The sequence below is a fragment of the Microbacterium sp. SZ1 genome (assembly GCF_002362255.1).
GTDB lineage: Bacteria > Actinomycetota > Actinomycetes > Actinomycetales > Microbacteriaceae > Microbacterium.
In genome coordinates this window covers 109,470-122,040 of record NZ_LPVV01000010.1, presented here as the reverse complement: position 1 = coordinate 122,040, position 12,571 = coordinate 109,470, and the positions used below count along the sequence as shown (strand labels likewise).

At 71.1% G+C, this 12,571-nt stretch carries 11 protein-coding genes and 1 pseudogene; 7 read left to right on the top strand and 5 right to left on the bottom strand.

Annotated elements, in window-relative coordinates; translation table 11 throughout:
* Nucleotides 1–83 precede the first annotated feature (83 nt).
* The 5 genes and pseudogenes from AUC47_RS07610 to AUC47_RS07590 form a co-directional block, all read right to left on the bottom strand.
* Complete coding sequence (locus tag AUC47_RS07610; RefSeq protein ID WP_096714603.1) at nucleotides 84–1,217, bottom strand: bifunctional 2-methylcitrate synthase/citrate synthase; 1,134 nt, start codon at nucleotides 1,215–1,217, stop codon at nucleotides 84–86.
* A gap of 2 nt (nucleotides 1,218–1,219) precedes the next feature.
* The gene (prpB, locus tag AUC47_RS07605) at nucleotides 1,220–2,122 is read right to left on the bottom strand and encodes a methylisocitrate lyase (RefSeq protein WP_096714602.1); all 903 of its coding nucleotides are present in this window, start codon (nucleotides 2,120–2,122) and stop codon (nucleotides 1,220–1,222) included.
* A complete protein-coding gene (locus tag AUC47_RS07600) occupies nucleotides 2,122–3,648 on the bottom strand; it encodes an MmgE/PrpD family protein (protein WP_096714601.1) in 1,527 nt (508 codons plus the stop codon). Before AUC47_RS07600 ends, prpB begins: the two co-directional genes overlap by 1 nt.
* Nucleotides 3,649–3,831: 183 nt before the next feature.
* Nucleotides 3,832–4,452 (bottom strand): annotated as a pseudogene (locus AUC47_RS07595) (GntR family transcriptional regulator); the annotation flags it as partial.
* 252 nt (nucleotides 4,453–4,704) lie between these two features.
* Nucleotides 4,705–5,694 (bottom strand): EamA family transporter, encoded by a 990-nt coding sequence (locus AUC47_RS07590; protein ID WP_096714600.1) that lies wholly within the window; start codon nucleotides 5,692–5,694, stop codon nucleotides 4,705–4,707.
* Between the two features lie 39 nt (nucleotides 5,695–5,733).
* On the opposite strand from AUC47_RS07590, the gene AUC47_RS07585 reads away from it, so the two are divergent.
* The 7 genes from AUC47_RS07585 (at nucleotide 5,734) to AUC47_RS07555 (ending at nucleotide 12,527) form a co-directional block, all read left to right on the top strand.
* A complete protein-coding gene (locus tag AUC47_RS07585; RefSeq protein WP_096714599.1) occupies nucleotides 5,734–6,270 on the top strand; it encodes a CGNR zinc finger domain-containing protein in 537 nt (178 codons plus the stop codon).
* Nucleotides 6,271–6,416: 146 nt separating this feature from the next.
* Nucleotides 6,417–7,397 (top strand): acetylesterase, encoded by a 981-nt coding sequence (locus tag AUC47_RS07580; RefSeq protein ID WP_096714598.1) that lies wholly within the window; start codon nucleotides 6,417–6,419, stop codon nucleotides 7,395–7,397.
* 120 nt (nucleotides 7,398–7,517) lie between these two features.
* Nucleotides 7,518–8,120 (top strand): glucose-6-phosphate isomerase family protein, encoded by a 603-nt coding sequence (locus AUC47_RS07575; RefSeq protein WP_096714597.1) that lies wholly within the window; start codon nucleotides 7,518–7,520, stop codon nucleotides 8,118–8,120.
* Between the two features lie 9 nt (nucleotides 8,121–8,129).
* Entirely contained in the window at nucleotides 8,130–9,662 is a 1,533-nt protein-coding gene (xylB, locus tag AUC47_RS07570; RefSeq protein ID WP_096714596.1) for a xylulokinase, read from the top strand.
* Nucleotides 9,662–10,618 (top strand): NAD(P)-dependent oxidoreductase, encoded by a 957-nt coding sequence (locus AUC47_RS07565; RefSeq protein ID WP_096714595.1) that lies wholly within the window; start codon nucleotides 9,662–9,664, stop codon nucleotides 10,616–10,618. The genes xylB and AUC47_RS07565 overlap by 1 nt, the downstream gene beginning before the upstream one ends.
* Before the next feature lie 11 nt (nucleotides 10,619–10,629).
* Nucleotides 10,630–11,574, top strand: a complete 945-nt coding sequence (locus AUC47_RS07560; protein ID WP_096714594.1) for a shikimate dehydrogenase family protein — start codon at nucleotides 10,630–10,632, stop codon at nucleotides 11,572–11,574.
* On the top strand, nucleotides 11,571–12,527 hold the full coding sequence (locus AUC47_RS07555; RefSeq protein ID WP_096714593.1) for a phosphotriesterase family protein: 957 nt from the start codon (nucleotides 11,571–11,573) through the stop codon (nucleotides 12,525–12,527). Before AUC47_RS07560 ends, AUC47_RS07555 begins: the two co-directional genes overlap by 4 nt.
* Nucleotides 12,528–12,571: the final 44 nt, after the last annotated feature.

Below are 12,571 nucleotides of genomic sequence, written 5' to 3'. Positions count from 1 at the left end.
GCGCCAGAGCGAAGGAGGCCGAGCGAACGTAAGATCCCGGCATATCGTTTTCGCGCGCCGGTAGGGGCGGAAATCGACGCCGATCAGCTCTCGATGTGCCGCTCGTCGACCCCGTCGTAGTGCGAGAGCGGGCGGATCAGCGCGTTCGCTCGCGCCTGCTCGATCACGTGCGCCGTCCACCCGGTGACCCGCGCCGCGACGAACAGCGGCGTGAACGTGAGCGTGTCGAACCCGATCAGGTTGTACGCGGGGCCCGACGGGTAGTCGAGGTTCGGGTGGATCCCCTTGCGGGCGACGAACTCCGACTCGAGCGCGTCGTACAGCGCGGCGACCTCGGGCTTGTCGTAGTGCTCGACGAGCGTGTCGAGCGCCGCCTTCATGGTCGGCACGCGCGAATCGCCCTTCTTGTACACGCGGTGGCCGAAGCCCATGATCTTGCGCTTCTCGGCGAGTGCTTCATCGAGCCACTCCCCCACTCGGTCGGCTGACCCGATCTCGTCGAAGATGTGCAGCACCGCTTCGTTGGCGCCGCCGTGCAGCGGCCCTTTCAATGCGCCGATGGCGCCGACGACAGCCGAGTACAGATCGCTCAGCGTCGACGTGATCACCCGGGCGGTGAAGGTCGAGGCGTTGAACGAGTGCTCCGCGTAGAGGATCATCGAGCGGTTGAACGCATCGACCACCACGGGGTCGGGCTCCTCGCCGAACGTCATCCAGAGGAAGTTGGAGGAGTAGTCGAGGTCGTCGCGCGGCTCGATGATCGCCTGCCCGCGCCGGCGGCGCTGGCCGTAGGCGACGATCGCCGGCAGGGCGGCGAACAGGCGGATGCTGCGCTGGAGGTTCTCCTCCGGGCTGCCGCCCGCGTTCAGCACCGACCCGCCCGCACTGGGATCGGAAGCCCCGATCACGCTCACCGCCGTGCGCACCTCGTCCATGGGGTGCGCCTCGAGCGGGATGAGGTCGATGGCCTGCTTCACGTTCTCGGCGAGCGCGCGGTGCGTGCGCTCTTCGTGACGGAAGGCGGCGAGCTCGTCGGGCGTCGGCAGCTCACCGTGCCAGAGCAGATAGGCCACGGCTTCGAAGGGCTGGGTGTCGGCCAGCTCCTGCACGGGGTAGCCGCGGTAGAGCAGGCTGTTCGTCTCGGGGTTGACCTTCGAGATCGCCGTGGTGTCGACGACGACCCCCGCGAGGCCCTTCTTGATGTCCGGCTCGGTCATGCTCACTCCTTCGTGATGGTGAAGTTGAAGACCCCGGAGTCGAAGTGGTTGTACGACTCGTAGTCGATCAGGTCGTAGAGATCGGCGCGGTGCTGCATCTCGCCGAGCTTCGAGGTGAGGTGCCCCTCGTCGTTCAGCGTATCGAGAGCACGGCCCGCCGCGCCCATGGCGATCCGCAGCAGCGAGACCGGCCAGATGACCATGCTCACTCCGGCGGCCTGCAGCTGCGAGGTCGAGAAGAGGTCGCTCTTGCCGAACTCGGTCATGTTGGCGAGGATCGGCACGTCGAGCGCATTCGCCATCGCCTCGAACTCGGAGAGGTCGCGCATCGCCTCGGGGAAGATCGCGTCGGCCCCGGCATCCACCAGCGCCTTGGCGCGGTCGATCGCGGCATCCAGTCCGTCAATGGCGCGGATGTCGGTGCGCGCCATGATGAGGAAGTTCTCGTCGCGACGTGCGTCGGCGGCGGCGCGGATGCGCTTGATCGCCGTCGACTCGTCGACGACGCTCTTGCCGTCGAGATGGCCGCAGCGCTTGGGGTTGATCTGGTCCTCGATGTGGGTGCCGGAGAGTCCGGCGTCTTCGAGCTCCTGGATCGTGCGGGCGACGTTCATCGGCTCGCCGAAGCCGGTGTCGGCGTCGACGATCGCGGGGATGTCGGTCATGCGGGCGATCTGCTTCGCGCGCCCGGCGACCTCGGTCAGCGTGGTGAGGCCGATGTCGGGCAGACCGAGATCGGCCGACAGCACCGCACCCGAGATGTAGACGCCGTCGAAGCCCTTCTGCTCGATGAGCTTGGCACTCAGCGGGTTGAAGGCTCCGGGGAAGCGCAGCAGCTCCCCCGAGGCGAGGCGCTCGCGGAACAGCCGCCGCTTCTCGGCGGGTGTCGTCGTGGAGTACAGCATCAGAACAGACCCTTCGGAGCCTCGGCTGCATCGAGCAGCCCGGGCTTGGCGATGATCGACAGCTCGCCGACCTCCGCGGCGGTGAGCTCGGGCAGGCGCTGCACGAGCTCGAGGAAGCGCTCGATCTCGGCCGCCTCGAGCACGGGCCCTGCGAGCAGCCGGAACTTCGCGATGTAGTTCTCACGGGCGAACGGGCGGGCGCCGAGCGGGTGCGCGTCGGCGACGGCGATCTCGTCGACCACGGTCGTGCCGTCCGTGAGACGGAACTCGACGCGGCCCCCGAACGCCTTCACGTCGGGGGCCTCGGAGTGGTAGCGACGCGTCCACTCGGCATCCTCGGCCGTGGTGATCTTGTGCCACAGTGCGACCGTGTCGGCGCGGCCGGCCCGCTCCGGCGTGTACGAGTCGACGTGGTGCCAGCCGCCGTCCTGCAGTGCGACCGCGAAGATGTACGGGATCGAGTGGTCGAGCGTCTCACGGGAGGCCGTCGGGTCGTATTTCTGCGGGTCGCCTGCCCCCGAGCCGATCACGTTGTGCGTGTGGTGGCTGGTGTGCAGCACGATGCTCTCGATGTTCGCCGGGTCGCGCAGCGGTGGGTTCGCGGTGCCGAGACGGCGGGCGAGGTCGATCCACGCCTGCGCCTGGTACTCGGCGGAGTGCTCCTTCGTGTACGAGTCGAGGATCGCGCGCTTCGGCTCGCCGGATGCCGGGAGCGGCACCCCGTACGCGGCATCCTTGCCGTCGAGCATCCAGGCGATCACGCCGTCCTCGCCCTCGTAGATCGGGGCGGGGCTGGTCTGGCCGCGCATCGCGCGGTCGACGGCCTCGACCGCCATCTTGCCCGCGAACGCCGGCGCGTGGGCCTTCCAGGTCGAGATCTCGCCCTTGCGGCTCTGCCGGGTCGCCGTGGTCGTGTGCAGGGCCTGGCCGACCGCCTGGTAGATGGTCTCGACGTCGAGGTCGAGCAGGGTGCCGATGCCTGCGGCGGCCGACGGCCCGAGGTGCGCGACGTGGTCGATCTTGTGCTTGTGCAGGCAGATCGCGCGCACGAGGTCCATCTGGATCTCGTACCCGGTCGCGATCGCGCGCACCAGCGCCCGGCCGTCCTTGCCTGTGTGCTGCGCCACCGCGAGGATCGGCGGGATGTTGTCGCCGGGGTGGGAGTACTCGGCCGCGAGGAAGGTGTCGTGATAGTCGAGCTCGCGCACGGCCACCCCGTTGGCCCATGCGGCCCACTCGGGACTCGTGCGGTGCTCGAGCGCCGCGCCGAAGAGGTTCGCCCCCGCGCCGCCGGTCGAGACGGGGTGGCTGAACGCCTGGGCGCGAGCGGCGACGATCGGCGCGCGGGTGAGGGATGCCGCAGCGACCGACGCGTTGTCGATGATGCGGTTGATGATCATGTCGACGACCGGCTGCTCGACCTCGACGGGGTCGGCGGCCACCTCGGCGATCTTCCAGGCGAGCTGGTCCTCGCGGGCGAGGTTCTCGGAGCTCGGGTGGACGCGGACGTGGTGCGTGACGGTCATGAGGGCCTTTCAGTGGTCGGCGGCAGAGGTCGTTGAGCGAGCGGAGTCCGCCCGGGTCGTTGAGCGAGCGGCATCCGCCCGGGTCGTTGAGCGAGCGGCATCCGCTCGGGTCGTTGAGCGAGCGGCATCCGCCCGGGTCGTTGAGCGAGCGGAGCGAGACGAAACGCGCTGATCCCCGTGCGACAGCGATTCCAGGATCCCTGCGAGCGCGTTGTGCAGGTGCACGTGCGTCGCGTGCGCGGCGAGGTCGCCGTCACGCGCCGCGAGCGCCTCGGCGATCGTGCGGTGCTCCGCGGCCGAGGCGGCGAGCCGTGCGGGCTTGTCCTTCGCCATGCGCCGGACCCGCACGAGGTGCGTGCGCACGGTGCGCAGAGCGGACGCGATGTAGTCGTTGGCGACGGCGGCGTCGAGCGCGGCGTCGAAGCGGGCGATGAGCGCGTAGTAGTCGTCGCGTCCCGCCGGCGCGTCGAGCTCGACATGCGCGAACTCCCGCGCGAGGGCGGCGAACAGCTCGGCATCCCCGCGCTGGGCTGCGATGCGCGCCGAGCTCTCCTCCAGCGCGCGACGGATCTCGAACAGCGCGCGGATATCGGAGGCGTCGAGGTCGGCGACGACGGTCACTCGCGGTGATTGCTGCACGACGAGTCCGTCGGCGGCGAGTCGGCGGAGCGCTTCGCGCAGCGGCGTGCGGCTCACCCCGAGTCGGGTGGCCTGCTCGACCTCACCGAGCACGGATCCCGACGCGAGAGCCCCGGACTGGATCTCGTCGAGCAGGACCGCATACGCGCGCTCACTCGCGCTCAGACGTTCGACCTGGACCACCGACACGCCCTCAGTGTATACACAAAGCGGTCTCGTTCGCCCCAGATGCCGCGCAGCGGTGTCTCACGTATACACACGACGCGTCCGACCCGCCCCACGCGGATCCCGCCCCGCTCCCTTCATTTGGCACCTCACGCCGCAATCCGCGCAGAATTCCCGCATCAGGTGCCAACTCGACGAGGGGCACCCCCCACACCGCGAGACGAGCCCCCTTTCAGTTGGCGTCTCGTGCGGCTATTCCTCGCGGATTCCGGCAACGGGTGCCAACTGAGCGGCGGGAGAGTCCGCACCCGCCGGCGCGGGCTCGCCCAGCTTCACGATCACGACACCGACCAGCACGAGCGCCCCGCCGAAGGCCTGCAGCAGATCGGGGAGCTGTCCGAGCAGCAGCCATCCGAACAGCAGCGCCGCGACGACCTCCGACAGGGCGACGAACGAGGCGAGGCGCGAGCCCAGCATCCTGGTCGACGCGATACCGAGCAGATAGGCGAGCGCGGTCGCGATGAGGCCGATCGCGAGCACGGGGACGAACCAGGGCACGGTGCCGAAGCGGTAGGTGATGTCGTCGGTCGTCCAGGCGAGGGGCAGGATGCCGACGACGCCGGCGACCGTGAGCCCGACCGCTCCGAGCAGCAGCCCGCCGCCCGCCAGCGCGATCGGCGGCAGCCCCGTGTCGGCTCTCGCCGAGAGCAGGAAGTAGGTCGCGGCGCCGACCATCGCGGCGAGCGCCCAGAGGATGCCGGGCACGTTGACCTCGGCGCCCGTGACGATGTCGAGCATGAGGACGAGTCCGACGAAGGCGATCACGGCTCCGATCACGCTGCGCCGACTGGGCCTCTCGCCGCGGCGCAGCCACAGCCAGAGGATGACGGCGATCGGCGCCGTGTACTCGATGAGCAGCGCGATGCCCACGTCCATCACGGCGACGGCCTGGAAGTAGCAGAGCTGTGTCGCTGCGACGGCGAGGAGTCCGTAGGCGGCGACCATCCCGGCGTTCTTGCGCAGCGCACCCCACCGCCCGCGGAGCGACATGATCGCGGGGATCAGCAGCACGAGCGCGGCGACCCACACCCGCACGGTGACGGCCGCGCCCGGCGACCACCCGGCGTCGATGAGTCCGCGCGCCCAGGCGCCCGACATGCCGAAGGAGAAGGCGGCAGCGATCGCCAGCGGTAGGCCGAGGCGCACACCAGCAACCCTGCGGTCATCGGTGATAGTGCTCATGAGAAGTGACGGTACTCGCGCACGGAGTAAGGTGTCAACATGATCTTCACCGATGACACCGAAGAGGCGCTCCGCGCAGCCGTCTGGCTCGTCAACTCGGCCGAAGACCCCGAGACACTGGAGACCCTCGACGACGAGCACCGCTTCCTCGCCGAGTTCCCCTACTCCGGCCGACTCGACCGCGACGACGCCGAGCTCGCCGCGCTGCGCGGCATCCGCCCTCGGCTGCGCGCCATGCTGCTCGCGCCACGAGACGACATGGCCGAGCACGTCAACGCCGCCCTCGCCGAGGCGCGCCTCACCCCGCGACTCGTACGCCACGACGAGGCCGACTGGCACCTGCACGCCGTGGCCGACGACCGCCCACTGGCCGAGCGCGTGCTGATCGAGACCGCGATGGCGCTGATCGACGTTATCCGCGCCGACGAGGGTTCGCGCATCTCGGTCTGCGACGACGACACGTGCGAGGCGCTCGCTCTCGACCTCTCGCGCAACCGGTCCAAGCGGTTCTGCTCGCCGACCTGCACGAACCGCAACGCCGTCGCCGCGTACCGGGCTCGGCGGGCCCGGGCCTGACCCGCTCCGCCTCGCCCGTCCCGGCGCTCCCCAGAACAGGATCCCCTCCCGAGATCAGGATCATGGCAGACACATCGTCCTGATCTCGGGCGAACCTCCCGATCTCGAGCGAAGGTCGTGATCCGGGCGGTAACGTCGACCCGACCATGCCCTTCCCTGCGCCCTACGACTCCTGGTTCCCGGATGCCGCGTTCGACGGCACCTACGGCTTCGACGAGCACGCGCTGCGTCGAGTGCCCCCGGTCGCGCCGCCGACCGGCCTCGCCGACACCTGGCGTCGCTGGCGCGCGGAGGCGAGGACGGTGGATGCCGCGCCGCGCACCCTCTCGACCACGACCGTCGACGGGCGCAGCGTCTCGATCGTCGAGCACGCCGGCGCCGACGGCATCCGCCTCCGCTCCTGGCTCGTGGGTCCGGCGACCGAAGCGGCCCGCGTGGGGATCGTCCACTCGCACGGCTACGGCGGCCGTGACGCGATCGATCTCGCGCGGGTGCCGGACGACGCGGCGGCGATCTTTCCCGTGGCGAGGGGCCTGCCGACGCTGAACGCCGGCGTCGGCGCACCGGAACCGGTCGAGCAGCACGTGCTCGCGGGGCTCGGCGATCCCGACCGGTACGTCCTCGGAATGTGCGCGCGGGATCTCTGGCTCGCGGCCGACACGCTCCTCTTGCTCGTCGGAGACCTGCCGCTGTACTACGTCGGCGAGAGCTTCGGCGGCGGCATCGGCGCCCTCGGCATCCCGTGGGACGACCGCTTCATCGGCGCGACGCTCATCGTGCCGAGCTTCGGCCAGTACGACGAACGCCTGGCCGTGCCCTGCCTCGGCAGCGGCGAGGTAGTCCGCGCGCACGTCACGGAGCATCCGGAGGCCCGGGAGCAGCTGCGACCGTTCGACGCGTCCAGCACCCTGGGCTTCGCGGCGATCCCGGTGCGGGTCGAGGCCGCGCTGTGGGACCAGTACGTGCCGCCGCCGGGCCAGTTCGGCGTCGCGAACGCGGCGCGCGACCTCGAGCTCGCGGTCCTCCCCGCCGGGCACGCCGAATACCCGGGGTGGGATGCCGTGACCGCCGATGCCGTCCGTCACGGACGCGCCCATCTCGCGAGGGCGTTGCGCGCCGCATCCTGAATCGCATCCGTGCGGAGAGCCCCGCGCAGATGAGCAATGGACACTACTTGTCATTACAGGTACACTCGACCTGTCATTACAGGCTGCGATGCACTGCAGCATCCGCAACGAGGAGCACCGATGCCCGAGTTCCACATCCCTCCCATCGCGCCGATGGCGATCGCGTTCGATGCCGAGAAGCTCACACTCTCGCCGGAGGGGCCGACGCTCACGCGTCGAATGTCCGACCTGGAAGGGCTCTTCCTGGACCACGGCGCCTGGCAGGCCGCGGCCGAGGGCGACAACCCGGTCGTATACACCGTCACGAGCTCACCCGTCCCCGAGGTCGACCGCGAGCTCCCGCAGTCGATCACGACGATCATGCCCGGTGACACCTCCGGCGAGCTCTGGATGACGAAGGGCCACCAGCACCCCGACCACCAGGGCGAGATCTACCTCGCGTTGACGGGCCGCGGCGGGCTCCTCATGTTCGACGGCGAGCGCACCGAGTGGCTCGACATGCTTCCGGGCACGGTCGGCTACATCCCGCCCGGCTGGGCGCACCGCTCGGTGAACACCGGCGACGAGCCCTACGCGTTCCTCGCGGTCTACCCGGGCGGCGCCGGCCACGACTACGGATGGGTGCTCGAGCACGGCATGGGCTCCCGCGCCTACCGCGCGGCAGAGGGTGTCGAGCTGCGCCCGTACGACACGACCGCGACCGTTCCCGAAACCGTCGAATAGGCTCCGGGCATGATCATCGCTCACGACCTGGGCACCACGGGCGACAAGGCCTCGCTGCACCACGACGACGGGCGCCTCGTGACAGCGGTCACCGTCCCGTACCCCGCGCACTTCGCGGCGGGCGGCATCGCCGAGCAGGACCCGGCGGACTGGTGGGGCGCGGTCGTCGACGCCACCAGGAAGCTGCTCGCGAAGGCCGATGTCTCCCCCGAGACGGTCGTCGGCCTCGTCGTGAGCGGGCAGATGATGGGCACGGTGCTGCTGGATGCGCGCGGCGAGCCGGTGCGACCGGCGATCATCTGGGCCGACACCCGCTCGGGCGCGCAGACCCACACCCTCGAGCAGCGCCTCGGCGCCGAGCCCGCCTACCGGGTGCTCGGGCATCGCCTCAACCCGACGTACTCGGTCGAGAAGATCATGTGGGTGCGCGACAACGAGCCCGAGGTCTTCGCCAGAGTCCGTCACTTCTGCGTCGCGAAGGACTACATCGTCTTCCGGCTCACGGGCCGTCTGGCGACCGAGCGCTCCGACGCGTCGGGCACGAACGCCTACGACCAGGTCGCGGGCACGTGGTCGGCCGACGTGCTCGCTGCCGCCGGCCTCGACCCGGCGCTGTTCCCCGAGATCCTCGAGTCGACGACGGTCGCCGGTGCGCTCACGGCTGAGGCTGCGGCTGCGCTCGGCCTGCCCGCGTCGACCAGGGTCGTGATGGGCGGCGGCGACGGTCCGCTCGCGGCGGTCGGCTCGGGCGTCGTAGCGCCCGAGGACGGCGCGTACGTCTGCCTCGGCACCTCGTCGTGGATCTCCTTCGCGAGCCTCACCCCGCTGCACGATCCGCTGATGCGCACCATGACCTTCGACAACGTCGTGCCCGGCTCCTTCGTGCCGACGGCGACCATGCAGGCCGGCGGCGCATCGGTGCAGTGGATCGCCGAGGCCCTGTCCGCGGACCCCGCGCACCCCGAGACCGCCCGGTTGACCGCCGACGCCGGCGGCGACCTCGACACCGAGGACCTCTACTTCCTCCCCTACCTGCTCGGCGAGCGGTCGCCGCTCTGGGACCCATCGGCCCGGGGCGCCTTCGTCGGCATCGGCCGCCACCACACGAGGGCGCACCTCACGCGCGCCGTGCTCGAGGGCGTCGCGTTCAACCTCCTCACCTGCATCCAGGCGTTCCGCGAGTCGGGCGCCGCGATCGACCGCATCGACGCGGTCGGCGGCGGCGCGCAGAGCGACGTGTGGCTCGGCATCCTCGCCGACGTCTGGGGCGTCCCGGTCCGCCGCCGCACGATCGTCGAGGAGGCCAACAGCCTGGGCGCCGCCGTGACCGGCGCCGTCGGACTCGGCCTCGCCGACTTCTCGGCCGCCCGCGCGCTGAGCGAGGTCACCGCGGAGTTCACTCCGGATGCCGGGCGGCACGCCGTGTACGCACAGCGCCACGCGCGCTTCGCCGCCGCGTACGACGCGCTCGCGCCGTGGTTCGCCGCCGCACTCTCCGCCGCCCCGGCCGCCGCCCCCTCCGCAGCGGACGGGAGCGTCTGATGGGCGTGATCCTCGCCACCAGCAGGTCGTTCTCCGACGGCGACCTCGACCTCGTGGCGCGCGCCAGGGATGCCGGGCACGAGATCGTCCGCGGTCCCGCGCACCACGGGCTCACCGAGCTCGGTCCGCTGCTCGCGGCGGCCGAGGGGTGGATCGCCGGCACCGGACCCGTCACCGACGCGCACCTCGACGCGGCACCGAACCTCAAGGTCATCGCGCGATACGGAGTGGGGACCGAGGCGGTCGACATCGCGGCGGCCGAGCGACGCGGCATACCGGTCACGAACACCCCCGGCGCGAACGCGGATGCCGTCGCCGACCACGCGGTGGGGCTCATGCTCGCGGCGCTGCGGTGCATCGCCGACGGCGATCGTCGCGTGCGCCGGGGCGACTGGAGTGTCCGCCGCGGACGCGAGCTGGGCGCTGCCACCGTCGGGATCGTCGGCTTCGGGCGCATCGGCCAGGGAGTCGCCCGCCGTCTGACCGGCTTCGGCTGCGCGGTGCTCGCCGCCGACCCGTTCCTCGCACCCGAGCGCATCGTCGCGCTCGGCACCGTGCCGATCGCCCTCGACGACCTCTTCCGCACGGCCGACATCATCACGCTGCACGCCCCGGGCGGGCAGACCCTCGTGGATGCGGCGCGGCTCGACGGCATCCGACCGGGCACCGTGCTCGTGAACACCGCCCGTCCGGATCTCATCGACGAGGATGCCGTGGCCGCGGCGCTCCGCGACGGTCGCCTCGGCGCCTACGCGGCCGACACCCTCTCGGGTGACACGGCCGCGAGCGACAGCCCGCTGCTGGCCGCCGACCTCGCCGAACGCGTCACCGTCACGCCGCACCTCGGTGCGCAGACCACGCAGGCCGTCGACAACATGGGCTCGATGTCGCTCGACGACGTGCTCGCCGTCCTCGCCGGCTCGACGCCCGCCCACCTCGTCTCCGCCCGACCCTGAAGGACGCGACCATGACCATCACCGAGAACCCCACCACGACCGGCGGCTACATGGGCTTCGTCGGCGTGAGCACCGGCTCGTCGTCGATCATGCAGGTGTTCCCGCGATGGGCCGAGGTGCTGGGGCTGCCCACCACCGAGCTCGTCGGACACGACCTTCCCATGGACGCCGGACCCGCCCAATACCGGGCCATGGTCGAGCAGATCCGCGACGACCCGCACCACCGCGGGGCCCTCGTGACCACGCACAAGATGAACGTGTTCGCCGCGGCATCCGACCTCTTCGACGAGCTCGACCCGTTCGCGGTGTCGTGCGCCGAGATCTCGAGCATCTCGAAGCGGGGCGACCGTCTGATCGGCCGCGCGAAGGACCCGATCACGGTCGACCTGGCACTGAACGACTTCCTGCCGCACGACCACTTCGCCCGCACCGGCGCCGAGGTTGTCATCCTCGGCGCCGGCGGATCGGGCACAGCGCTCAGCTGGGCGCTCGCCGAGCGGGCTGACGCTCCGGCGGCCGTGACCGTGACCGCGCGCGACGACGAGAAGCTCGAGCACCTGCGCGACGTGCATCGCCAGCACGGCACCCGCGACGGGTTCATCGAGTACGTGCGCACCGACACGGTCGAGCACGCCGCCGCCCTGGTCTCCGCGGCTCCTGCCGGATCGCTGATCGTGAACGCGACGGGGCTCGGAAAGGACCGCCCCGGGTCGCCCCTGCCCGACGACGTCGTCTTCCCCGAGGGCGCCTGGGTGTGGGAGTTCAACTACCGCGGTTCGCTGGAGTTCCTGCACCAGGCCCGCGCGCAGGAAGCGGAGCGAGGACTGCACGTCGTCGACGGCTGGCGCTACTTCATCCACGGCTGGTCGCAGGTGGTCGCCGACGTCTTCGAACTCGACCTCACTCCCGAGATCGTCGAGCGCCTGGCCGAGGCTGCGGAGTCGGCGCGGCGATGATCCGCACGGTTCTCGGCGACATCGACGCGGCGGAGCTCGGCCCGACGAACTATCACGAGCACCTGTTCCAGGTGTCGCCCCTGTTGCAGGGGGACGAGCTCGACGACGAGGAGCGCTCGGGCGCCGAGGCGGCCCTGCTGCGCGACAGCGGCTTCGCGGCGATGGTCGACGCGACACCGTTCGGGCTCGGCCGCGACCCCGAGGCACTCGCGCGGATCAGCGCTTCCACCCGCCTGCGCATCGTCGCGACGACCGGACGGCACCGCGAGGCGCACTACGCCGATGACCATCCGACGCGGTCCGCGGATGCCGAGACGCTCGCCGCGCAGTTCAGCCGTGAGATCGACGAGGGGATGCCACGGGCCGACGCCGACCCGGTCGGTCAGCGTGCGAGCGGACCCGACGGCTCCCCCGTGCGCGCGGGGCTGCTCAAGGGCGGCACCGACTACTGGCGCATCAGTCCCTTCGAGCGCACGACGTTGCTGGCCCTTGCCGCGACGCATCGCGCCACGGGTGCCGCGATCATGGTGCACCTGGAGTTCTGCACCGCCGCGCACGAGGTCCTCGACCTGCTCGCGGGCGAGGGTGTGCCGGCCGACCGCGTCGTGCTGGCCCACGCCGACCGCGACCCGGACCCCGGGCTGCACGCCTCGCTCGCGGAACGCGGCGCCTACCTCGGATACGACGGGTTCGCGCGACCGCGCACACGATCGGATGCCGAGCTGCTCGCCCTGACCGAGGCGGTCGTCGCGGCGGGGGCCCTCGACCGCGTGGTGCTGGGCGGCGACGTCGCCCGCCGCACCCGCTACATCGCGTACGGCGGCATGCCGGGTCTCGCCTACCTCGGCGAGCGGTATCTTCCACGGTTGCGTGCGGCCGTCGGCGACGAGGCCGTCGATCGGATGCTGCGTGCCAATCCGGCCCGCCTCCTCGCCCTCCCTGCGGGTCGATGAGCGAGCGGAGCGAGACGACCCGCGCCACACCCCGCAGAACATCT